General features: G+C 31.6%; 15 protein-coding genes. 10 read left to right on the top strand and 5 right to left on the bottom strand.

Annotation, left to right across the window (positions count from 1 at the left end):
* Nucleotides 1–72 precede the first annotated feature (72 nt).
* Both H2650_RS14850 and H2650_RS14845 read right to left on the bottom strand, forming a co-directional pair.
* Nucleotides 73–2,484, bottom strand: coding sequence for a YfhO family protein (locus H2650_RS14850; protein ID WP_188051607.1), 2,412 nt, complete (start codon nt 2,482–2,484; stop codon nt 73–75).
* A gap of 48 nt (nt 2,485–2,532) precedes the next feature.
* A complete protein-coding gene (locus tag H2650_RS14845; protein ID WP_188051606.1) occupies nt 2,533–2,802 on the bottom strand; it encodes a DUF4834 family protein in 270 nt (89 codons plus the stop codon).
* 122 nt (nt 2,803–2,924) lie between these two features.
* On the opposite strand from H2650_RS14845, the gene H2650_RS14840 reads away from it, so the two are divergent.
* The gene (locus tag H2650_RS14840) at nt 2,925–3,881 is read left to right on the top strand and encodes a transporter (protein ID WP_255462928.1); all 957 of its coding nucleotides are present in this window, start codon (nt 2,925–2,927) and stop codon (nt 3,879–3,881) included.
* 19 nt (nt 3,882–3,900) lie between these two features.
* Nucleotides 3,901–5,022 (top strand): GTP cyclohydrolase, encoded by a 1,122-nt coding sequence (locus tag H2650_RS14835; RefSeq protein ID WP_188051605.1) that lies wholly within the window; start codon nt 3,901–3,903, stop codon nt 5,020–5,022.
* A gap of 72 nt (nt 5,023–5,094) precedes the next feature.
* On the opposite strand, the gene H2650_RS14830 is transcribed toward H2650_RS14835, so the two are convergent.
* Nucleotides 5,095–5,400: a hypothetical protein gene (locus H2650_RS14830; RefSeq protein WP_188051604.1), complete on the bottom strand. Its 306-nt coding sequence runs from the start codon at nt 5,398–5,400 to the stop codon at nt 5,095–5,097.
* A 308-nt stretch (nt 5,401–5,708) separates the two neighbouring features.
* The gene (locus tag H2650_RS14825) at nt 5,709–6,971 is read right to left on the bottom strand and encodes an aminotransferase class I/II-fold pyridoxal phosphate-dependent enzyme (RefSeq protein WP_188051603.1); all 1,263 of its coding nucleotides are present in this window, start codon (nt 6,969–6,971) and stop codon (nt 5,709–5,711) included.
* Between the two features lie 496 nt (nt 6,972–7,467).
* Here H2650_RS14825 and H2650_RS14820 point away from each other — a divergent pair, with 496 nt between their 5' ends.
* The 7 genes from H2650_RS14820 to H2650_RS14790 all read left to right on the top strand — a co-directional run bounded on the left by H2650_RS14820 (nt 7,468) and on the right by H2650_RS14790 (nt 19,626).
* Nucleotides 7,468–8,253: an NYN domain-containing protein gene (locus H2650_RS14820; RefSeq protein WP_188051602.1), complete on the top strand. Its 786-nt coding sequence runs from the start codon at nt 7,468–7,470 to the stop codon at nt 8,251–8,253.
* Between the two features lie 150 nt (nt 8,254–8,403).
* Entirely contained in the window at nt 8,404–9,912 is a 1,509-nt protein-coding gene (locus H2650_RS14815) for an FMN-binding glutamate synthase family protein (protein WP_188051601.1), read from the top strand.
* Between the two features lie 100 nt (nt 9,913–10,012).
* Nucleotides 10,013–11,341, top strand: coding sequence for an aldehyde dehydrogenase (locus H2650_RS14810; protein ID WP_188051600.1), 1,329 nt, complete (start codon nt 10,013–10,015; stop codon nt 11,339–11,341).
* A gap of 864 nt (nt 11,342–12,205) precedes the next feature.
* Nucleotides 12,206–12,988 (top strand): hypothetical protein, encoded by a 783-nt coding sequence (locus H2650_RS14805; RefSeq protein ID WP_188051599.1) that lies wholly within the window; start codon nt 12,206–12,208, stop codon nt 12,986–12,988.
* 128 nt (nt 12,989–13,116) lie between these two features.
* Nucleotides 13,117–17,127, top strand: coding sequence for a PAS domain S-box protein (locus H2650_RS14800; RefSeq protein ID WP_188051598.1), 4,011 nt, complete (start codon nt 13,117–13,119; stop codon nt 17,125–17,127).
* 80 nt (nt 17,128–17,207) lie between these two features.
* Complete coding sequence (locus tag H2650_RS14795) at nt 17,208–18,068, top strand: neutral zinc metallopeptidase (protein ID WP_188051597.1); 861 nt, start codon at nt 17,208–17,210, stop codon at nt 18,066–18,068.
* Nucleotides 18,069–18,312: 244 nt separating this feature from the next.
* Nucleotides 18,313–19,626, top strand: coding sequence for a DEAD/DEAH box helicase (locus H2650_RS14790; protein WP_188051596.1), 1,314 nt, complete (start codon nt 18,313–18,315; stop codon nt 19,624–19,626).
* A gap of 59 nt (nt 19,627–19,685) precedes the next feature.
* Here H2650_RS14790 and H2650_RS14785 read toward each other — a convergent pair whose 3' ends face one another.
* Nucleotides 19,686–21,221, bottom strand: coding sequence for a YifB family Mg chelatase-like AAA ATPase (locus H2650_RS14785; RefSeq protein WP_188051595.1), 1,536 nt, complete (start codon nt 21,219–21,221; stop codon nt 19,686–19,688).
* 272 nt (nt 21,222–21,493) lie between these two features.
* On the opposite strand from H2650_RS14785, the gene H2650_RS14780 reads away from it, so the two are divergent.
* A complete protein-coding gene (locus tag H2650_RS14780; protein WP_188051594.1) occupies nt 21,494–24,484 on the top strand; it encodes an amidohydrolase family protein in 2,991 nt (996 codons plus the stop codon).
* The last annotated feature ends 16 nt before the right edge of the window (nt 24,485–24,500 follow it).

Genomic DNA, 24,500 nt, shown 5'->3' with positions numbered 1-24,500 from the left:
AATGATTAAAGATTAACGAAGTTGGATTGTAGATTTAAGAAACCTTAAATCTACAATCGTTAATCAAAAATCCTAAATCTGAACTCTTTTCTTTCTTTCAAAATAAACTCCTCCCACTAAAAGCAATAAGATTCCAAAACCACTAACTAAAGTAATTGTACTTCCTGTTTGTATGACTTCCGGTTCAAATTTGAATTCTATTGTATGTTTTCCTGCTGGAATTTGCAATCCTCTTAGAACGTAATCTACTCGAATATGTTCTGTTTTCTTTCCATCGATATACGCATTCCATCCTTTTTTATAATACATTTCAGAAAAAACAGCTAAACCTTCGTTCGAATTATCTGACTTATATATTAAATGGTTGGGCTTGTAAGAATTCAAAGTAATTCTTGCTAGGCTATCTTTGGCGAAAGCCTTACCACTAATTTTAAAATCTTTATTATTGATAACAGCCACATTCTTAGAATCTAAACTGTCCAACGCTTTCATCTCTTGATCTGGAGAAGAAACGATTTTTACTTGACTCACAAACCAAGCATTCCCATTTGCATCTGGATTTACTGTTGGAAATTCATTTCCTTCTTTATCTCTTTGGATAACATACTTAACGTTAAGCATGCTTAGAATTTCGATATTGTTTTTAGCGATTTGATAATCTACTAATTGTTGCATTCTTCGAGGTCTAACAGCACTATAACCACCGATAGATTTATGAAAATAGGAAGCTCTTGCGCCTAACAAATCAGCTACTTCAAAAACTCTGTAATTAGAAGTATCTTTCAAAATCTGTGCATCTGCTGGTGTTTCAGTAAATGGCATTGTTACTTCACTACCTCTTACAAAATCTTTTGCAGAGACGTATTTTTTGTCCACAAAAAACAAATCAGAAACCATAATTAAACCAATAATTATAATAGCGGTTTTTTGAGCCAGTTTGTCTTTCATTGCAAACCACAAAATTCCTCCTGTCAATAGCATGAAGAATCCTGAACGCAATAAATCGGCACTGTATAAACTCATACGATCTAACTTAAGTGCCGCTACAAAATCAGGTCCGTAACTTTCTCTGTAAGCAGCATCACTGCCTCCAGAAAAACTAAACATACTTTTACTCAGGAATAGAATTATTATAATTCCTAAACCAAGAATTGCAGTTTCATATAGAGCTTTCCATTGTAGTTTTTTATCCAATTTAAAGTAGGATTGTAAACCCATGATAGCCAATACTGGAAAACACAACTCTAAAACAACTTGTATAGAAGAAACAGCCCTAAACTTATCATATAAAGGAATGTAATCTATAAAAAAGTTAGTCACAACAGGGAAGTTTTTCCCCCAAGAAAGAATTAATGCTACAATAGCTCCTGAAAGGAATACATATTTTATTTTACGTTGATCTATAAACAAAGCCAAAATCGCTAGAAAGAAAACTACAGCCCCAATATATGCGGGAGCTGCTACGATAGGCTGATCTCCCCAATAGGTTGGCATTCCCGATACAAAATCAGTTGCTTGCGCTTCAGGAACTCCTTGGCCAATCATAAATTCGTACATATGACTGTCCTTGCCTACCGCTTCATTATTAGAACCTCCAAATAATCGTGGGGCAATCAAATTGAAACTTTCCATAATCCCATAACTATACTCCGTAATATAGTCTCTACTCATTGAACTTGTTGTTTCGTTCTTTGAACCATTAGGATTAAAAGTCAATTCGCTTTTACCACGAATACTAAAATCGGTATATTCTGTTGTTGCTAATAAATTTGTAGCATTGGCGCCAATGGCAAAAATTCCAGCAATTGCTAATGTCCCCAAAGAGTAAAGCATCGCTTTGTACTCTTTATCTTTTATTTGTTGATAGATGAAATAAGCGCAAAGTATCAATAAGAAAATTAGAAGGTAATACGTCATTTGAAAGTGATTCGCACTAATTTCTAATGCTGTCGCAAAAAGGGTAAGAAGACCTCCGAGAATATACTTTTTTTGAAAAACTAAAATAAACCCCGCAATAACAAGAGGCATGTAAGCAATAGCATGTGCCTTTGCATTATGCCCTACTCCGAGAATAATAATCATATAAGTGGATAATCCGAACGCTAAGGCTCCAAAAAAAGCTTTCAAAGGATCTACTTTAAGGACTAACATTAGTCCATAAAAACCTAAAAAATATAAAAATAAATAATCGGCAGGACGCGGTAAAAAACGCAATGCATCATCAATAGCACCTATGTAATCATGAGGATATTTAGCCCCCAATTGGTAGGTTGGCATACCACCAAAAGCAGAGTTTGTCCAATAAGGTTCCGCATTATCAGTAGCTCTAAAGTCGTTTTGTTCTTTAGCCATTCCAGTATATTGCACAATATCTGATTGTGAAATTTGCTTTCCTTGCAATACAGGATAAAAATAGATTAAAGAAACCAATACAAAACCAAAAATGGCAAGTGCGTGCGGATAGAACTTATTTATTATTTTCAATTTAAAAAAAGTTTGAATTAAAGTATATTAGGTATTAAAACGGCAAACTTAATCTATTTCTTCGTAATCAACATAATCTCCAACTTTTTTGGTCTCGCGTGGATTTTTACTAGAGTTGCTATTGTATAAGATTTCCTCCTTAGTTTGAGTTTTTTGCCAAGTATCTTGTTGTTGCTGTTGCATATTTTGTCCTGCTTTTTCTACCACTTTTTTAACTAATAAAGGCAAAAACAACTTTGCCAAAAAGCGGAAAATATAGTAGAAAGCGATCATATAAAAAATTGCTTTTATAAAACCAGTAAAAGAAGCTGTTTGCATAAATATATTTTTTTTTTCAAAATTAATAAATCAAACGTTCAAAAGTAAGATATCATTCTTAAATAAATAATAAAATATAGTACATTTGAAAAGCATTGTTACTTTCTAATCTAAAAAACAATATGTCTAGAATTAAAATCACACTTTTGACTGCCTTTTTAATGTTTCCAATCCTACATTACGGGCAACATACGGATCAAATAAACTCTAATAGACCAGGTGAAACTATGTCTGCTTTTGCTGTTGGAAAATCAGTCATTCAAATAGAAACTGGAATTTACGGTATAAAACAAAATCATAGTCTTTTAAATTATGACGCCAATGGTTTCGGTTTAGACGCAACTTTAAGATGGGGTTTGTTCTTGGAAAATCTTGAATTGATTGCCGATATTCAATATCAAAATGAGAAATATACTTCTCTGTTTAAAAACACCAAGATAGCCGATTTTAAACAAACTGTTCTGGGAGCCAAATATTTGATTTACGATCCTTTTAAGAATTATGAAAAAAAGGTTAATCTATACAGCTGGAAAGCAAATCACGGTTTCAACTGGCGCCAATTTGTGCCTGCATTCTCTATTTTTGCTGGTGCAAATGTAATCATGAAAGACAATCCTTACTCGTTTTCTCCCCAATCTAGTGTGTCTCCAAAAATTATGTTAATTACTCAAAATCATTTTGGCGATGGTAAATGGGTTTTTGTAACCAATATTATTGGCGATTATATTACAACTGATTTTCCAAGTTATGGTTATGTGCTAACCCTTACTAGAGGATTTAATGACAACTGGTCTGGATTTATAGAAAATCAAGGTTTTAAGAGTGATTTTTATAGTGACGCAATCGTAAGAGGTGGCGCTGCCTATTTAGTCAATAAAAACATGCAAATTGACGCATCAATTAGCTCGAGTCTAAAAAATACACCTTCTATACTTTATGGCGGAATTGGTCTTTCTTGGCGTTATGATGCAAAATACAAAGAAGTAAGAATGAAAATTGATACAGGAAATGCTGCCAATCCTGATATCAAAGGAGATAAAAAAGCAAAAAAAACACAAAAAAAAATAAAAAAAGGATAATTGAATTTTAAAAAATAGCATGATTACAATTGAAGAAGCAAAATCGAAGAAGGAATTAAAAGAATTCATAAAATTTCCCTTTACATTATATAAGAACAATAAAAATTTTGTTCCACCTTTGATATTAGATGAGCTCGAGAGTTTTGATAAAATAACAAATCCCGCTTTTGAAACGGCAGAAGCCTATTTTTACGTTGCTAAAAAAAATAATGAAATAGTAGGAAGGATTACCGCCATCATTAACTGGAGTGAAGTAAATGATCAACAAAAAAAGAAGGTTCGTTTTGGTTGGTTTGATGTAATTGACGATATTGAAGTTACAAAAGCACTTTTAGAGAAGGTCTATGAACTAGGTCGAAAACACAAGTTGGATTACGTAGAAGGCCCTATGGGTTTTTCTAACCTTGACAAAGTAGGCGTATTAACAGAAGGATTTGATGAAGTAGGAACAATGATTACATGGTATAACAGTCCTTACTATGCTACACATTTTGAACAGTTGGGTTACGTTAAAGAAAAAGAATATATTGAAAGCAAGTTTCCTTTTGAAAACGTAAAACCTGAGTTTTTTGAAAAAGCGAATGATTTAGTAAAAAGAAGGTATCAGTTAAGACCTCTTAATTTTAAAACTACCAAAGAAGTAATGCCACTTGTGGACCAAATGTTCGATCTATTTAATAAATCTTACGCTTCTTTATCTACTTTTGTAGCTATTTCTGACACACAAAAAGAATATTTCAAAAAAAAATACATCAGCTTCATCAATCCTGAATTTATCAAATTTGTAATTGATAAAGACGATAACATTGTAGCATTCAGCATCGTTATGCCCTCTTTTACAGAAGCGTTGCAAAAAGCAAATGGAAAGTTATTTCCCTTTGGCTTTTTACATTTGTTAAGAGCGAAAAAACAAAGTAAAGATGTGCTTTTTTATCTTATAGGAGTACTTCCAGAATATCAAAATAAAGCAGTTACGGCTGTTATATTTAAAGAATACTACGAAACTTTTAAAGAAAAGGGAATCATTAATTGCTTTAGAACGCCTGAGTTAGCGGATAACGCTGCTAGTATTAATTTATGGAAACACTTTAACACAGTGGTACACAAAAGAAGATGTACCTACAAAAAAAGTTTAAACTAGATGATATAAAAAATCCCATTCACAAATTGTCAATGGGATTTTTTAATTATAAACTTTAAATTAAAAAAAAGACTACTTACACGCTGTTTTTGCAAGTACTAATTTTCCATCAAAAATTAATTTTTTCTTATCTTTAAATTTTACTTTTCCTTTATTATCATCAACGGTTTCACCAAAACCTTCAATATAATTATTACCTTCCTTTAAAAAAACAACTTCACGCACAGATAAAACACCTTCTGAGGTAAAAGTATAGTCTGCAAAAAGTGTATCTCCTTTTAACTGTCCAACAATCGAACCTTCATTTTTATCTTTTTCATAAAAATTATAAATTAAATTACCAGAAATCAGTTGATTCCCTTCAAAATTCAAATGCATTAAAACACTATCTTTTTTAATAACACCCAAGTAACATTCCGGAGTATTTACTTTTTTAATAGTATTTTTTTCTAGTTGGAGTTGATGGTCTTTACTTTCCTTTTTACACGAAATAAAGAAACTTATTAGTACGGCGCTAAAGATTATTTTTTTTATATTTTTTATTTAGAGTTCAATAAAGATAGATTATTCAATATGGATTTTAACAAAAAAAATCCATTCTTTGAAGAATGGATTTTTTTAAATCTACAGCTTTAAAAATTTTATTTTTATAAAATTAATTTGCTAGAGATTTTAACGAATAAAATTTAAGCGTCTAAATCTACTTTGGTTTTAGAAGCAATTTCTTTGTAAGTTCCGTTTTCTAATTTTTCACGAATGGCTTCAAAAGCAGTTAAAGTTTGATCAATATCTGCTAATGTATGCGGTGCAGTAGGGATTACTCTTAATAAAATCATTCCTTTTGGTATTACAGGATAAATTACAATAGACAAGAAAATACCGTAGTTCTCTCTTAAATCATTTACCATAACCATCGCTTCGGGCACACTTCCTTCTAAATAAACAGGTGTTACACAAGTATTTGTATCTCCAATATTAAATCCTTTACTTCTTAATCCGCTTTGTAATGCATTAACATTTTCCCATAATTTATCTTTCAATCCTGGGTTATCACGCAACAATTGTAAACGTTTTAATGATCCAATAGTTTGAATCATTGGCAATGATTTTGCAAACATTTGAGAGCGCATGTTGTATTTTAAATAATCGATAATATCTTTATCAGCAGCTACAAACGCACCAATATTTGCCATCGATTTAGCAAAAGTAGAAAAATAAACATCGATATCATCCTGAACTCCTTGCTCCTCACCTGCTCCAGCACCAGTTTTACCTAAAGTACCAAAACCATGTGCATCATCAACTAGTAAACGGAAATTATATTTTTGCTTCATAGCAACAACTTCTTTCAATTTTCCTTGCTGACCACGCATTCCAAAAACACCTTCTGTGATGAATAAAATTCCTCCACCAGTTTCTTCAGCTAATTTTGTTGCGCGTTGCAGGTTTTTCTCCATACTTTCCACATCGTTGTGGCGGTACGTAAAACGTTTTCCCATGTGCAAACGAACTCCATCTATAATACAAGCATGAGCGTCAACATCATAAACAATCACATCGTTTTTAGTAACTAAAGCATCAATTATTGACACCATTCCTTGGTATCCAAAATTCAATAAATAAGCGGATTCTTTCATTACGAAATCTGCCAACTCATTTTCTAACTGCTCGTGGTATTTAGTTTGTCCGCTCATCATACGAGCTCCCATTGGGTAAGCTGCACCATATTTAGCCGCTGCTTCAGTATCAACTTGACGCACTTCTGGGTGATTAGCAAGTCCTAAATAATCATTCAAACTCCAGTTCAAAATATCCTTTCCACCAAACTGCATTCTTGGACCTAGTTCTCCTTCTAATTTAGGAAAAACAAAATAACCTTCTGCTTGAGAAGCCCATTTTCCTAAAGGTCCTTTATTGTTTTGAATCCTTTCGAATAAATCTTTTACCATAATATATTAAGTAATAATTTTAATTTTAAGAAGTTGCAAAATTAATTATTTAAATCGTATAAAGGACTTGAAAATAAATTTATTTTTCGATGCTAAATTTAATCCTAAGCAACAGTAATATTCATGTAAACTATATCTTATAATCAAAATAAAAAATACTGCAAACGCTTTGATAATGGCATAAAATTAAATGGAATTTCTTTCTTTAATTTTAAAAAAAACTCCTGCAGTTTGTAAATTTAGAAGAAACAGAACATAAAAATGCACTTTAAATTTAAATTTTATCAAATTAATTTTTCTAAAAGAGCGCTAATAAGCAAAGTTTTATAAATTGTTAAATATCAAAAATCTTACTATTAAATTAAAAAAAGAAAGTCAATTCAATTGAAAAATGTTTTAATAATTTGGTTAATAGAATTACTACTTAAAAAATAAAAATACCAATTAAAATATTTATTTTTACCCTAAATCTGAGAATAAACCAACACGAATATAAATGTCACAAGATACAAAAGAATTAAAATTAGCTGTTTTGATTGATGCCGATAACGTTCCTTACAGCAATGTAAAAGGAATGATGGAAGAAATAGCTAAATTTGGAACACCAACTACTAAGCGTATTTATGCCGATTGGACTAAACCTAATGCAGGTGGGTGGAAAAGTGTTTTATTAGAGCACGCTATTACTCCCATACAACAATATAGCTATACTGTAGGTAAAAATTCTTCTGATTCGGCAATGATTATTGATGCCATGGATTTATTATACTCTGATAAAGTAGATGGTTTTTGTATCGTATCAAGTGATTCTGACTTTACCAGATTAGCCATTCGTTTGAGAGAATCAGGAATGAAAGTAATTGGTATAGGAGAGCAAAAAACTCCAAATTCTTTTATTGTTGCTTGCGATCGATTTATTTACATCGAAGTTTTAGATGGAGCTATTAAGAAAAAAGCTAAAAAACCTACTGCAGATACTAAAAAACCAATTGGTAAACCAGTTGAAAAACCAGTTGAAAAATCATTAAATAAAGTAGACGTACACACTATAGAACTTATAGAAACTACAATTGAGGATATTTGTGATGATGATGGTTGGGCATTTCTAGGAGATGTTGGAAACCTAATCGTAAAAAGAAAACCAGAATTTGACCCTAGAAATTATGGCTTTGCAAAATTAACTCCTATGTTGAAATCATTAACCGAAATCCTAGAAATAGATGAAAGAGATTCTGATAAAAAAGGAATAAAACATGTTTATGTTCGCCTGCGTTTCAGTTAATCTATTTTTTTAAACAGCATTATAAAAAGCTTCTTTCTAAACAGTAAGAGCTTTTTTTTTATAAAAGAATTAAATATTTATAAATAAAGTCTTTAAAATAAAAAAAGATTTAATTTTCTTAGTATTTTAGAGGATTAAACAAAAAATGAAATGAGAAATAAATTTTTTATTATAGGAATATCTATTTTAGTGCTAACTACAATTGTCTATATTTTATATGATGTTGGATTGGTTTTTATGGTTATTCTAACCTTAATATTGCTGGTAGGATACGCCAATACAATACAACAAAAACATGCTATTCTTAGAAATTTTCCGGTATTAGGTTATTTTAGATATTTATTTGAAATGATAGCTCCAGAAATTCAGCAGTATTTTATAGAACGTACTACTGATGGAAAACCTTTCTCTAGAAACCAACGTACAATTGTGTATCAAAGAGCAAAAAACATTGATGCAACCACTCCTTTTGGAACACAATTAGACATTAACCAATCAAATTATGAAGGCATAAAACATTCTATATTTCCAACTGTTGTAAATGAAGAATTGCCTCGTGTTTTAGTTGGAGGTCCCGACTGTAAACAACCTTATTCTGCCTCTTTGTTGAATATTTCAGCAATGAGCTTTGGTTCATTGAGTGAAAATGCAATTGTTGCACTAAACAAAGGAGCTCGGAAAGGAAATTTTTATCACAATACAGGAGAAGGCGGATTAACTCAATTTCATCAGCAAGGTGGCGATGTTACATGGCAAATTGGTACAGGATATTTTGGATGCCGTAACGCAAACGGAGGTTTTGATAAAGATAAATTTACCGAAAAAGCCAATTTGCCTGAAGTAAAAATGATAGAAATAAAACTTTCTCAAGGTGCAAAACCTGGTCATGGAGGAGTTTTACCTGCATCAAAAAACACAGAGGAAATAGCAAAAATAAGAGGGGTAGAACCGCATACAACGATTCTTTCTCCACCAGGACATTCCGCATTTTCAGATACGAAAGGATTAATAGAATTTGTTGCTCAACTTCGCCTACTTTCCAATGGAAAACCCATAGGTTTTAAATTATGCATTGGTAAAACCTCTGAATTTGAAGCCATTTGTCAAGAAATGATCACCCAAAACTGTTATCCTGATTTCATTACTGTTGATGGTGCCGAAGGAGGAACAGGTGCTGCTCCGCTTGAGTTTAGTGATGGCGTTGGAATGCCATTTGAACCAGCGTTAATATTCGTTAATAAAACATTAGTCTTTTTTGGCATCAGAGATAAAATTAGGGTGATCTGTAGCGGAAAAATAATTTCAGGTTATTCTATCCTTAGAGCTATAGCTTTAGGAGCAGATATTTGCAATAGCGCCCGTGGTTTTATGTTTTCATTGGGATGCATACAAGCCTTGCGATGCAATACTAACACTTGTCCTACCGGAGTAGCAACACAAGATAGAATGCTTATGAAAGGATTGGTAGTAGCCGATAAATACGAACGTGTTTACCATTTTCATAAAAATACCTTGCATGCAGCCAACGAACTTCTAGCGGCCGCTGGAAAAAATAGTTTTGCAGAAGTCGATATTAATATTTTTATGCGCGGTGATGAGTTTTCACACCTTTCTGACTTGTATTTCCCTGACAATTTAAAAAGTGTAACTCGGTATTAAATTATTTAAATAGTTAATATAACTTATAAAAATATAATTTTAAAAATAGCTTTACTCACTAATTAGGAGTTCTTCTATTTAATTTAAACAAAATCTTGAAATGAATCATAAAACAGAAATAAACAACAGAAAAGAATCTTTAAAAAAATTATTGCACATCATAATAGAGCAGGAAGATGCTATTATCAAAGCTTTGTATGATGATTTTAAAAAGCCCGCTTTTGAAGCGGTCTTAACCGAAACTAATTATGTAATTAGTGATTTAAAAGAAACTATTAAGAACATCGATTCATGGGCAAAACCCAAAAGAGTTTGGGGTTCTTTGCTGAACTTCCCTTCATCAGACTATATCTATAGTGAACCTTATGGGAATGTATTGATACTTTCTCCATGGAATTATCCTTTTCAATTGGCACTATGTCCATTAGTAGCTGCAGTAGCTGCGGGAAACAAAGTGACACTAAAACCTTCTGAACATACACCCAATACATCGGCAATTATATCTAAAATTATACGAGAAGCATTTCCGGTACAAGAGGTAGTTGTAATTACTGGAGACGCAACGATTGCAGCAGAATTATTAAAAAAGCGTTGGGATTATATATTTTTTACGGGAAGTGTTGGTGTTGGCAAAATTGTTGCAAAAGCTGCTGCTGAAAACTTAACGCCAGTTACCCTAGAATTAGGAGGAAAAAGCCCTTGTATTATTGATGAAACTGCCAATTTAGAACTGAGCGCTAGAAGAATTGTTTGGGGAAAAATCATCAATGCAGGACAAACTTGTGTGGCTCCAGATTATATTTTAGTACATAAAAAAGTAAAGCAACCTTTTACAAAATTTTTAATTGAGGAGATTGAGAAAGCACTGGGCAAAAATCCAGAAGAATCTGCAGATTTTGCTAGAATAATTAATCTAAAGAACTGGCAGCGTCAATTAAATCTGATTGAAAATCAAAATATTATTTATGGAGGTCAATCAAATAAAGAGTCTCTTTACTTGGCTCCTACCCTTCTTGATCAACCGTCAATGGATAGTTTAGTAATGAAAGAAGAAATTTTTGGACCTGTACTTCCTATTCTTTCCTATGAAACTAAAGAGGATATTGATAAAATTATAACTCAATTTGACAAACCGTTGTCCTTATATTTATTTTCTCAAAATAAATCTTTTACCGACGAAATTTTAAAAAAATACTCTTTTGGTGGTGGCTGTATCAATGACACAGTTATTCACTTGGTAAATCATAGACTCCCTTTTGGAGGTGTAGGAAATTCAGGTATGGGTGCATATCACGGAAAACTAAGTTTTGATATTTTTTCACATAAAAAAAGTGTTGTAAAACGAGGGACTTGGCTTGATGTGCCTTTGCGTTATGCTCCTTATAATGATAAGTTAAAAACCATTCGAAAAGTATTAAAATGGATTTAGACAAATTGATAAAAGCTATTTAAAGGACAAAATTAACTATTTCTGGCTAAATCAAATGTTTAATATTAAGACTTGGGTTTAAACAGTTTTATGTTGCTCAGTAATGCTAAATCAAAATTATATAACCAAAAAAAAGAATTGAAAAACACCCTCTTTTTTACTTTAAGCATACTGTCATTATTAATCATAATTGTAACATCTACAATTATGATTAATAGTAACGGCATGAACGATAGGCTGCAAGGTTGGGTAAATTTACTTTGGTTAACATTACCTATTTTGATACTAATAATTGACAGAATTTTTATAAAAAAATATGAAACAAAAAGAGTAAATAAGTTCCAATTCTTGGTGTTATTGTTCTTGATGCTAGTTTTTCTTATTAATTACGTCAGACTACAATTACAATCTTAAGTAGCAATATAAAACATAAATAAAATTGACGTTTTAAATTTGATTAAATTTTTAAAAATTAAAAATAGCTCATAAACTTGCTTGATTAAATAGCGATTATTTAAAAAAAACTTGGAAATAAACAGTAAAAATTCTCGATCTAAAGGTTCAAAAAACAAGAACTTTAAGTTTGGATGAATAAAAGGAATTTGATTTGTACTTTCATCTCTCTGGATTCTTTTTTATATAAAATAGAGTGGTATAAATCAAACTACTGTTTATAATAGGAGGAGAAATCTTAGTTGCTGTGGAATGTTTTGATTCAATGAGAATTAAAAAAATATTACATTTGCCGATTACAACAAAAATGAATGTAATTTTAACTCCATATAGAATTAAAATTATTTAAAATTAACGGAAGAAATTTCAGTATTATTATTAAAAAAACTAAAAACCAATAACAGAACCTTTATGAAAACCAACGTACAAAATCGATTAGAACAAATTAGAAAGAATGGATACGAATTAGATTTTAGTAAAGTCTTTGAGCATACATTTGAGAATTATAAAAAAATTGCGTTGTATGGAGGTTTGATAATTTTTGTGGGTGTTATTTTATTTAGCATCATTACTTTTGCTACTCTTATAGGAATTTTTGGTGCTCCAGCAATTACAGAATATCTAAAACCTGAAAATTTAAATCTTGAAAATCTTAGCTTAAACACGCTACTCATTATATCAGGAATTAGCGTTTTAATTTCGGCTTTATTGAGTCCGCTTATTGCAGGTTTAATAAAAATGGCTTATTGTGCAGAGAACGATGAAGAATTTCATGTATCAACGATGTTTGGATTCTATAAAGCCCCCTATTTTTCAGAATTGTTTATTGCTACATTTTTATTTTCATTAGTAAGCAATGCTATTGGAATAGTTACTATGTACTTCAAAATACCTTTTTTGAGTTCGATAATTTCAATACTTATTGCATTATTAACCATCATGATGATACCGCTTATTATTTTCGGAAAATTAAAAGCCTTAGAAGCTATAAATGCTAGTTTTCTAATTGTATCTAAACAACCTTGGGTTTTACTTGGACTTCTGGTAGTGTGTTCTATTGGTGTGTTGGTAGGATTTATAGGTTGCTGTGTTGGTATTTTCTTTACTTATCCAGTATTATCTTCTTTACATTATGCAATTTACAGTGAAATAATAGGGTTTGAAACCGAAACTGAATTGCAAGAAAAAAGCTAAAAACAAATTTTAAAAAAGAATAAAGGTTGAAATACACCTTAACCTTTGTTCTTTTTTAAAATAATTTCTTAAATTGAAGGCTAAAATTATTTCAAAATTTAATTTTCACAACTCAGTAAATAAAATTTATGGTAATTAACTTTAGTCCTTTATACAGTACTACCAAAGAATTAATTTTATTTTTAATAGTAAACTCTGTTGTTATTACTACCTTATTCATGGTTTTAATTCCAATTTTAATTGTTTTTTTAATTTATAGAATAATTAAAATTAAAACAGGATTAAAAAGTAGTTTAATAGAAAAAAGTACCAAAACTATTACTGAGAAAAAAGAATATCAAGTTTATATCTTATTTTTGGGAGTTATTCTTCCAATTCTAGAAATTACTCTAGAATTTTTAAAAATCAGACCTCAAAGTTTATTAATTATTAATTGCAGTTTGGGAATCATACTACTCCTAATCTATTATGCTAGCACTAAATCTAACTACATATTTAGAAATATTAAAAATATATTTACAGTACTATTTTTAATTTATTTTGTTTCAATTGGCCGAAATATTATCAATTCTACATCTGATATAGTTCCAATTACCGCTTTTATTGCTACGTTCTACTTTTCTTATACCGTTTTAAAATCTGTAAAATTATATAGGGGTTTTGTAATTGCCGTTTTTATTTATTTTTGGATTCTGTTCGTTTTTGAATTAGTCCCATTAAAAACTGTTTTAGTTTTATTTATTGATTGTTTTGTAATTTTAATCATCAATTATGTTCAATATATATTGTGGTTAAACACCACTGTTAAATCAAATTTTAATGATTTAATCATAAACAAAGGCAATTCACTGATACTCGCAACCAATAAAAAAGGAGAAGTTGTATTTTGTAGTGAAAATGTAAAAACAATTTTGGGTTACGACGTGAATGATATGCTAGGATTAGGATATTGGGAAAAAGCAGAAAATACTAATTTTTACGACAAAAATTATAATATAAAATTTACAGAAGACAGAGTATTTATTAGAACAGTAAAATGTAGCAATGGCGATTATAAATACTTTCAATGGGATGAAAAAAAATTTTCTAATGATTTATTGATCGGTATTGGCCAAGATGTAACGAGTGAAATTCATATAAAAAATCAGTATAAAGATTTAATTGAGAATGCGATTGACATCATTTTTGAAGTAGATAAGAATGGCTATTTTACTTTTGTAAATGAATTTACGATCAAATCCTTAGGATACCAAAATGATGAAATCATAAACAAAAATTACACCTCTTTTATAAGACCTGATTATATTGTCGTTATTACCAACTTTTATCTTAAACCATTAGAAAGTGATCATTATTTTCCTATAATTGAGTTTCCAATATTAAAGAAAGATGGAACTGAACTGTGGATCTCACAAAAAGTTATTATTCGGAAAAATGAATTTGGAAAAATAATTGCCTATTCTGGTATTTCTCGTGATGTTACCAAATTTAAAGACATTGATCGTGAAAATAGAATTCGCCAACAAAAGACCGAAGAATATACTGAAACAATAAAAAAACTAACAACCACAAATTTCAGTAATTATAAAAACCTAGACGTTAGTGTTATGGAAATTATTGAATCTGCTGCTAAAGTTACTCAGTGTAACCAAGTTAGTTATTGGAAACATACTAAAGAAACATTAACATGCGAAAATCAGTATAATTTAGAGACCGATAGCTATACAAAAGGATATGTTATAACAAAGGAAAATTATCCTATTTATTTTGAAGCAATTCAAAACAACACGCATATCAGTGCGTATGATGTTTCAGAAAAATTAGAGTTTTCTGAATTTAAAGAAAGCTATTTTGAACAATTTAACATTAAATCACAACTTGATATTCCAATTTTTATAAATGGAGAATTATCTGGAGTCATTTGCTTTGAAACCTCAGAAAATTATAAAAACTGGGACAATGATGATATTATTTTTGCTAGAACCATATCCGATTTAATCTCGTTAACCGTTATTTCTCAAAGTCGTTACGATGCCGAAAAGAAACTGGAATATAAAAGTGAACTTTTATCGGCAATGACACTCTGTACCGAGAAATTCTTGAATAGCAATGATATAAGTGCAATTTTTTCAGATGTTCTCATCATCATGGGAAAAGCAACCAAGTCACACAGAGCCTATTATTATGAAGATGATAATAACCAAAAGACAATAAGTCAAAAATACAGATGGATTATTCACAATAAAAAATTAACGGAAAATAATATTAATCTTCAACATATTCCTCACGCTTTTTTTGAGGAATTGCTTACTCCACTTTTAAATAATAAACCCTTTGAATCTAGGATTTCAGAAATTAAAAACGTTTCGTTAAGAAGTAAACTTGAAAGTTTAGATGTGGTGTCTGTAATATTATTTCCAATTATCATTAAAAATAAATTTCATGGCTTTTTAGGATTTGATAATACACAAGAAGAAAAACATTGGAACGAAGATGAAGTGAACATCTTGCAAACATTGGCTCGAAATATTGCCTCCTCTATTGAACGCATCACTAATGAAACAGCAATATATGAAAGTGAAGAGAAATTTAGACTTTTAGCGAATAATATACCTGGAACTGTTTATCTATCTAATTACGATGAAAACAATACCAAGATTTACATAAACGATAAAATTGAAAAATTGACCGGTTATCCTAAATCAAGTTTTATTGATAATGAATTATCATTCATTGATTTAATTCATCCTGAAGATAAATTAAACACAATAGCGGCTCAAAAAAGAGCGATTGACAGTAAAAGTCCTATTCACTTAACTTATCGAATTGTACATAAAGACAAACACATCATTTGGGTAGAGGAATTTGGTGATACTATTTATAAAGATGGTAAAATTGCTTTCTTAGAAGGTATATTTATCGACATTACGGAGCGAAAAAAAGCAGAAACAGTTGTTCAAGAAAAAGAATTAGCAGAAGCGGCCAATAAATCGAAATCAGAATTTCTAGCCAATATGAGCCATGAAATAAGAACTCCGTTAAACGGAATTATTGGTTTTACCGATTTATTGATGAAAACGAATCTTGGAAAAATTCAAGAAAAATACATGACTACCATCAACCAATCTGCACATTCTTTACTGGATATTATCAATGACATTCTTGATTTTTCTAAAATTGAAGCTGGTAAATTAGAGTTATACATTGAGAAAAATGATATTCATGAACTATTAACCCAAGTAATAGATCTTATTTTATATGAATCAAGCCAGAAAAAACTGAATTTAGAACTTATAATTGCTCCTAACATTCCTAAATATTTTTGGTTAGATAGTGTGCGCTTAAAACAAATTTTAATTAATCTTTTAGCAAATGCTGTAAAATTTACCGAAAAAGGATCTATAAAATTAGAGGTAACTCTACTTAAAAAAATAGATGAGAATAAAGACAGAATTCGATTTTCGGTAATTGATACTGGGATAGGAATATTGGAAGAAAATAAAAAGAAAATATTTAAGGCCTTCTCACAAGAAGATAGCTCGACTACACGAAAGTTTGGAGGAACAGGTTTGGGATTAACAATTTCTAACCAACTTTTAGGTTTAATGAGTAGCCAGTTAGAACTAGATAGTGCAGTAGGTACCGGAAGCATTTTCTATTTTGATTTAGAGATACAAACCAATAATGACTTGTCGGAAAGTATCATTGCAACTGAATCTGATAAAAATACTATAGAAAATGAAACTAGTATTGTACGAAGTATAACTAAAAATATTACTGTATTAATTGTCGAGGATAATAAAGTAAATATGTTGCTTTTAAAAACGATTATTAAAAATTTACCTCTAAAAACCACTGTATTTGAAGCCATAAATGGAAAAGATGCTGTAGAGCAAATTGAAAACATTAATCCTGATATTGTCTTTATGGATATTCAAATGCCAGTGATGAACGGTTATGAAGCCACAAAAATAATTCGTCAATCTAAAACTAAAGCAAATGTTCCTATTATTGCAATAACTGCAGGCACAGAGAGAGAAGAAAAAGATAAATGTATAGAAGCGGGAATGAATGATTACATTCCGAAACCAATTATTAAGGGTATTATTGAAGAAACCATCCAAAAATGGGTTCTGTAACCAAAAAAAAATATTATTATTCTTTAAAATTATGTAGTTTTATAAACACAAAGCTTATTTACAAACAAAAAAATTAATTTATGAAATGGAGTGGCAGACGTCAAAGCGATAATCTAGAAGACAGAAGAGGAATGTCGTCAGGAGGTAAAACAGTTGTTGGTGGAGGAATAATTGGTATTGTTATTTTGTTATTAAATGTTTTCGGCGGTGAAAATGGTCAGATGGTCGGTAATATTTTAGAACAAACACAAGGAACTCAAACAACACAAACCGAACAAAGAGAATTAACTGCTAAGGAAAAAGAAGAAAAACAATTCATAAACGCTATTTTAGTTGATACTGAAGATGTTTGGTCAAAAATATTCGCAGAAAACAACTTACAATATAAAAACCCTAAATTAGTATTATTCCAAAATGCAGTAGAAACAGCTTGTGGAAATGCTAGTTCTGATTCAGGTCCGTTTTATTGTCCCGGCGATCAAAAAGTCTATATGGATTTAGCTTTTTTTGAAGAACTAAAAACAAAATTTGGTGCTCAAGGAGGAGATTTTGCAACAGCTTACGTGATTGCTCACGAAATAGGACATCATGTACAAACCTTATTAGGAACCTCTGATAAAATGAGACGAATGCAACAAGGCAAAAGTCAAGCTGAAGCCAATAAATTATCTGTAGCCTTAGAATTACAAGCTGATTTTTATGCTGGAGTATGGACGCATTATAATCAACAAATGAATAATTTCCTAGAAGAAGGAGATATAGATGAAGCTCTAAGCGCTGCTCAAGCTGTAGGAGACGATGCCATTCAGGCTAAAATTCAAGGACATATTGTTCCAGAATCATTCACCCATGGAACATCTGCTCAACGCAAAGCTTGGTTTATGAAAGGTTATAAAACAGGAGATATCAAGCAAGGAGACACATTTGCAGAAATAAGATAAATGGTTTAGCAGACAAATAATTATAAAATCGGGCATTATTACCCGGTTTTTTTTTGGTTTTAACCAAAGCAAATATTGCATTAATAAAGTATTGTAATTCAAATTCACAAGGAGAGGAGAACTTCTATTGGCATTATAAACAAACAAATAATAGCAAAAAAAAAACATCGGAAAATTAGCACTACCTTTGCGCCAAATTAAAGAAGTAAACCAACTAATTGTGTTTGCTTCATAAACACCATTTATGTCATTTAGCTCATTAGGATTATCTGATGCTTTACTTAAAGCAATCAGCAAAAAAGGATACACAACACCTTCCCCAATACAACAAAAAGCAATTCCACCCGTATTAGAAGGAAAAGATGTTTTAGCATCTGCCCAAACAGGAACAGGTAAAACAGCCGGTTTTACATTACCTATTTTACAATTATTATCGCAAGGTCAACAGTTAAGACATAGACCTATTCGTGCTTTGATCCTAACGCCCACAAGAGAATTAGCAGCACAGATACTTGCTAATATCAAAGAATATAGTGAATTTTTAGACCTGAAAAGTACTGTTATCTTCGGAGGTGTCAACCAAAACCCACAAGTAACACAACTACGTCAAGGTGTAGATATTTTAGTCGCCACTCCAGGTCGTTTAATCGATTTGCAAAATCAAGGTTTAATATCCCTTGCAAAAGTTGAAATCTTAGTTTTGGATGAAGCGGACAGAATGCTGGATATGGGATTCTTAAGAGATATTGAGCGCATATTGAAAGTTTTACCTTCAAAAAGACAAAATTTACTATTCTCGGCTACATTTTCTAGAGACATCAAGAAATTAGCAATGGGTATTTTACACAATCCTGTGCAAGTGGAAGCAACTCCAGAAAACACTACTGTTGATGCTATCATACAAAAAGTATATCCGGTTGCCAAAGAGAAAAAAACAGAACTAATAATTAAATTGATTACAGAAGGAAACTGGAAGCAAATTTTAGTTTTTACACGTACAAAGCAAGGCGCAAATAAACTTTGTGAAAGTATGATTGAATCCGGAATCAAAGCAGCTGCTATACATGGTAATAAAGGCCAAGGTGCGCGTACCAAGGCATTAGCTGGTTTTAAAGATGGAAGTTTAACTGCTTTAGTAGCAACTGATATTGCTGCTCGTGGTTTAGATATTCCTTTATTACCCCATGTTGTCAATTTTGAATTACCTAATATTCCAGAAGATTACGTTCACCGAATTGGTAGAACCGGAAGAGCTGGAGCAAGTGGAGAAGCTGTTTCTTTATTCAGTCCAGATGAAACTGTTTTTTTAAGAGATATTGAAAAATTGATTGGAATTAGATTGCCAATGGAACAAATCGCAGGATTTGAACCAGATCCTAATGCCTCAAAAGAACCGATAAAACAAGGACAAGGAAGACAACAACGAAATTCTACTCCAAGAACTCCAAAGTCTACCAATACAACTAAAACAGAAAATACCACTAGAAGTAATAATAGTTTTGGTCCGAGACGCCCAAGTGCGGGTAACGATAGACGTTCTAACGAACGAAGAAGTTAATAAAGAATATTGTCAAAAAAAAAAGTCCACGTTTTAAACCGTGGAATTTTTTTTGATTATTAACCCAACCATCCATCTCTATCTAAACTTCTATACTGTATCGCTTCAGCAATATGACTAGAAATAACTGTTGGCGCAGCATCAAGATCAGCGATAGTTCTTGCCACTTTCAAAATACGATCGTAGGCTCGAGCTGAAAGGTTCAGTCGTTCCATTGCTGTTTTTAATAGTTGTTTAGAAACATCATCAAGCGCACAATGTTCCCTAATGTGTTTGGTATTCATTTGGGCATTATAATGAATATGATCCATTTGTTCAAATCGTGCGGTTTGAATTTCACGCGCTGCCGTTACTCTTTCACGAATCGCTACACTACTTTCTGCTTTTTGATCATCTGATAATTTTTCGAAAGGAACTGGAGTCACTTCTATATGAATATCAATTCTATCCAATAAAGGTCCTGAAATCTTACTTAAATACCGTTGCATTTCATGTGGAGAAGAGGTTTGTGGTGCATCTGGATCATTAAAAAAGCCACTTGGACTAGGATTCATACTTGCCACCAACATAAACGAAGAGGGATACGTAACGGTAAACTTAGCTCTCGAAATCGTTACTTCGCGATCTTCTAATGGTTGGCGCATTACTTCAAGAACATCGCGTTTAAACTCTGGTAATTCATCTAGAAATAAAACCCCATTGTGCGCCATCGAAATTTCTCCTGGCTGCGGATAACTTCCTCCCCCGACAAGTGCAACATTTGAAATAGTATGATGTGGACTGCGGAACGGACGTTGATTCATTAAGCCTACTTCTTTTAGTTTTCCGGCTACACTATGAATCTTTGTAGTTTCTAGGGCTTCACGCAAAGTCATTGGTGGCAAAATACTAGGCAAACGTTTGGCTAACATCGTTTTTCCTGCACCAGGCGGGCCTATTAAAATGATATTATGACCTCCGGCTGCCGCAATTTCCATACACCGTTTGATACTTTCTTGTCCTTTTACATCCGAGAAATCAAATTCAGGAAAGTCTAAAGTCTTATAAAATTCGGCACGCGTATCAATCGTTGTGGGTTCCAGAGTGCCTTTTCCTTCAAGGAAATCAATGACTTCTTGCACATTCTCAACGCCATAAACATCAATACCAGCCACAATCGCTGCTTCTTTTACATTTTGTTTTGGAAGAAAAAAACCTTTGAAGCCCTCTTCTTTAGCTTTGATTGCAATTGGTAAAGCACCACGAATGGGTTGCAAACTCCCATCAAGCGAAAGCTCGCCCATAATAATATATTTATCTACTTCATCTGCTTTTATTTGACCTGATGCTACTAATATTCCTATCGTTAAAGTCAGATCATAAGCTGAGCCTTCTTTACGTAAGTCGGCAGGAGCCATATTTATAGTGATTTTTTTTCCTGGCATAGCATAGCCGTTATTTTTCAATGCGGCTGCAATTCGATAGCTACTTTCTTTAATCGCATTATCTGGCAAACCAACTAAATGATATCCAATGCCTTTGTCTATATTTACTTCAACGGTAATTGTTGTGGCTTCAACCCCAAAAACAGCACTTCCAAAAACTTTAATTAGCATAGTTTCTTATTTTGAATCTAAAAATAACTAAAATTTTTAATTATTAGTACAAATCTTTCAAAATATAAAATTGATTAAATTGATCTTTTTTAAAATTTAAACTATGGTATAAATTTAGTATTTTATTATAATTACTGTATAAATAAAGGTGTTTTAAAGGAAATAAATACAATATGTGCATTTTTAAATAAAATTTTACAGTAATTATTAAAAAATAATTGGTTAAACATTAACATTTTAATACTTTTAGGAATTAATTACAAAACTATATTATGAAAAAAACCCTACTTCTACTCATTTTCAGTTTTTTACTGCCAAAAATTTACGCACAGGAATATTTTCCTAATAATGAAGGCGTACCAAACAAAAACACAAATTTTAGCGCCTTTACCAACGCAAAGATTTATGTTTCACCGACTCAAGTTATTGAAAAAGGAACACTAATAGTACAAAATGGTAAAGTAATTGCAACAGGAACAAATATTGAAATCCCTAAAAATTGCACAACTGTAAACCTTGAAGGAAAATCAATTTATCCCTCCTTTATAGATATGTATTCCAGTTTTGGAATTGAAAAACCGAAAAGAAATACAGAAAGAAATCCGTTATACGATACTAAAAGAACTGGTTTCTATTGGAATGAAAGTATTCGTTCTGAAGTGAATGCGTATGAAAATTTCACCTATGATGAAAAGAAAGCAGAAGAACTATTAAAAGCAGGTTTTGGAGTTATAGGTTCTCACGTTCCAAACGGAATTGCCCGCGGAACGGGTACATTGATAGCGTTAAATAACTTTGATAAAAGCAGTCAATTGTTATCGGACAAAATAACCAATCATTTTGCCTTTACCAAAAGTCCTACTACAAACCAAGCCTATCCTAGTTCCTTAATGGGAATGATGGCCTTATTACGTCAAATGTATTTTGATTTAGACTGGTACAAAAAAGGAAATGCGACAAATAAAGATTTATCATTAGAAGCATTGTCTAATAATGAAAAATTAATACAAATATTTGCTTCAGAAGATAAATTGAATAGTCTAAGAGCTTCTAAAATAGCAAAAGAATTTGGTTTAAATTACGTTCTGAAAGGAAACGGAAATGAATTTGAAAGAATTCAAGAAATCAAAAAAACGAATGCTAAATTTATCATTCCAATCGATTTCCCTGCAGCTTATGATGTTTCAGATCCAAATCAAGCCGATCAAATGGAATTGAAAGATTTGCGTTTCTGGAATCAAGCACCAACTAACCTAAAAATACTTTCGGATAATGGTATTGTATTCGCTTTAACTACGGATAAGTTAAAGAAAATAGAAGATTTTAGAACCAATCTTTTGAAAGCCATTAAATATGGTTTTGACAAAACAAAAGCACTTGAAGCCTTAACTACAATCCCTGCCGCTATTTTGGGGAAAAGTAACGAAATAGGAACTTTAAAAACAGGTAGTTTAGCAAATTTTGTAATTACATCTGGCGAAATTTTCGATGAGAAAACCACGCTATACGAAAACTGGGTTCAAGGAAATAAATTCGTAGTTAATGACATGACTACTAAAGATATTCGTGGTAATTATGATTTAACTATTGATAATGAGAAATTTAAATGGAAAATAGATGGAGAAATTGCTGCACCAAAATCAGAAATAACCACTACAGATTCTAAAAAAATCAAATCAAAACTTACGATGTCTAATAATTGGCTTTCAACGGTTGTAAAACCTAATGACACGTTAAAAACCAATTTTACAAGGCTTATTGGATATGTTGAAAACACACAAGATCTTTCTGGGAAAGCAGTTTTATTTAACGGTACAGAAGTAAAATGGACTGCCACAAAAACAGCTCCTTTTGTAAAAACAGCAGATTCAACAAAAGTAGAAAAGAACAATAGACTTATGCCTATTACTTTTCCTAATGTTGCCTATGGTAATTTAGAGAAACCACAAGCTCAGACTTTACTTTTTAAAAACGCTACTGTTTGGACGAATGAAAAAGAAGGTATTCTAGAAGAAACAGATGTGTTAATTAAAAACGGAAAAATTGCCTCTATCGGAAAAAACATTTCGGATGCTTCAGCAACTATTATAGATGCAAAAGGAAAGCATTTAACAAGTGGAATTATTGACGAACATTCTCACATTGCTATTTCTAATGGAGTAAATGAAGGCGGACACAACTCAAGTGCGGAAGTAACTATTCAAGACGTTGTAAACTCAGAAGATATTAATATTTACAGAGATCTAGCAGGAGGAGTAACCATTTCTCAATTATTACACGGTTCAGCAAATCCTATTGGTGGACGCTCAGCAATTGTAAAATGGAAATGGGGCGCATCGGCTGAAGAAATGCTTTATAAAGACCAACCCGGATTTATCAAATTTGCTTTAGGAGAAAATGTAAAACAAGCCAATTGGGGAATTACAAATCCAACTCGTTTCCCTCAAACCAGAATGGGAGTCGAACAAGTTTTTACAGATTATTTTCAACGTGCAAAAGAATATGATTTAGCTTGGAAAAAATACAATTCAAGCGGTAAAAAAGGAAAAGAAAAAGCACCAAGAGTAGATTTAGAATTACAAACCTTAGCCGAAATATTAAATAAGGAGCGTTTTATTACTTGTCACTCTTATGTACAATCAGAAATCTTGATGTTAATGAATGTAGCAGATAAATTTAACTTTAAAGTAAACACTTTTACGCACATTTTAGAAGGTTACAAAGTTGCGGATAAAATGAAAGAACACGGCGTGGGAGCTTCGACCTTCTCGGATTGGTGGGCTTATAAGTTTGAAGTAAACGATGCAATTCCTTTTAATGGACCTATTATGCACAATGCTGGAATTGTAGTAGCATACAACTCTGATGATGCTGAGATGTCAAGAAGATTGAACCAAGAAGCTGCCAAAGCAGTTAAATATGGTAATATTTCTGAAGAAGATGCTTGGAAATTTGTAACATTAAATCCAGCAAAATTATTGCACATCGACAATAAAGTAGGAAGTATAAAAGTAGGTAAAGATGCCGATGTTGTATTATGGAATAATAATCCGCTATCTATTTATGCAAAAGCTGAAAAAACCTTAATTGAAGGTGTTGTTTATTATGATAGTAAGAAAGATGAAGAAAATAGAATTGCTATTGCAAAAGAACGAAACGAATTAATTGGTCAGTTGCTACAAGAAAAGAACAAAGGAATGACTACTCAACAACCTAAAAAAACAGAAAAAGTAGCCTATCATTGTGATACTATGGAAGAGTAAATACTGAATTAAAATT

The organism is Flavobacterium sp. GP15 (assembly GCF_014281985.1).
Classification (GTDB): Bacteria; Bacteroidota; Bacteroidia; order Flavobacteriales; family Flavobacteriaceae; genus Flavobacterium; species Flavobacterium pygoscelis.
Note: the sequence above shows the minus strand (reverse complement) of the source record. Positions and strands in the feature narration are given on the sequence as shown.

Coding starts and splice junctions, on each gene's coding strand:
- H2650_RS14845 (WP_188051606.1), bottom strand. CDS start 2,802: ATGCAAACAGCTTCTTTTACTGGTTTTATAAAAGCAATTTTTTATATG.
- H2650_RS14840 (WP_255462928.1), top strand. CDS start 2,925: ATGTCTAGAATTAAAATCACACTTTTGACTGCCTTTTTAATGTTTCCA.
- H2650_RS14835 (WP_188051605.1), top strand. CDS start 3,901: ATGATTACAATTGAAGAAGCAAAATCGAAGAAGGAATTAAAAGAATTC.
- H2650_RS14830 (WP_188051604.1), bottom strand. CDS start 5,400: ATGCATTTGAATTTTGAAGGGAATCAACTGATTTCTGGTAATTTAATT.
- H2650_RS14825 (WP_188051603.1), bottom strand. CDS start 6,971: ATGGTAAAAGATTTATTCGAAAGGATTCAAAACAATAAAGGACCTTTA.
- H2650_RS14820 (WP_188051602.1), top strand. CDS start 7,468: ATGTCACAAGATACAAAAGAATTAAAATTAGCTGTTTTGATTGATGCC.
- H2650_RS14815 (WP_188051601.1), top strand. CDS start 8,404: ATGAGAAATAAATTTTTTATTATAGGAATATCTATTTTAGTGCTAACT.
- H2650_RS14810 (WP_188051600.1), top strand. CDS start 10,013: ATGAATCATAAAACAGAAATAAACAACAGAAAAGAATCTTTAAAAAAA.
- H2650_RS14805 (WP_188051599.1), top strand. CDS start 12,206: ATGAAAACCAACGTACAAAATCGATTAGAACAAATTAGAAAGAATGGA.
- H2650_RS14800 (WP_188051598.1), top strand. CDS start 13,117: ATGGTAATTAACTTTAGTCCTTTATACAGTACTACCAAAGAATTAATT.
- H2650_RS14795 (WP_188051597.1), top strand. CDS start 17,208: ATGAAATGGAGTGGCAGACGTCAAAGCGATAATCTAGAAGACAGAAGA.
- H2650_RS14790 (WP_188051596.1), top strand. CDS start 18,313: ATGTCATTTAGCTCATTAGGATTATCTGATGCTTTACTTAAAGCAATC.
- H2650_RS14785 (WP_188051595.1), bottom strand. CDS start 21,221: ATGCTAATTAAAGTTTTTGGAAGTGCTGTTTTTGGGGTTGAAGCCACA.
- H2650_RS14780 (WP_188051594.1), top strand. CDS start 21,494: ATGAAAAAAACCCTACTTCTACTCATTTTCAGTTTTTTACTGCCAAAA.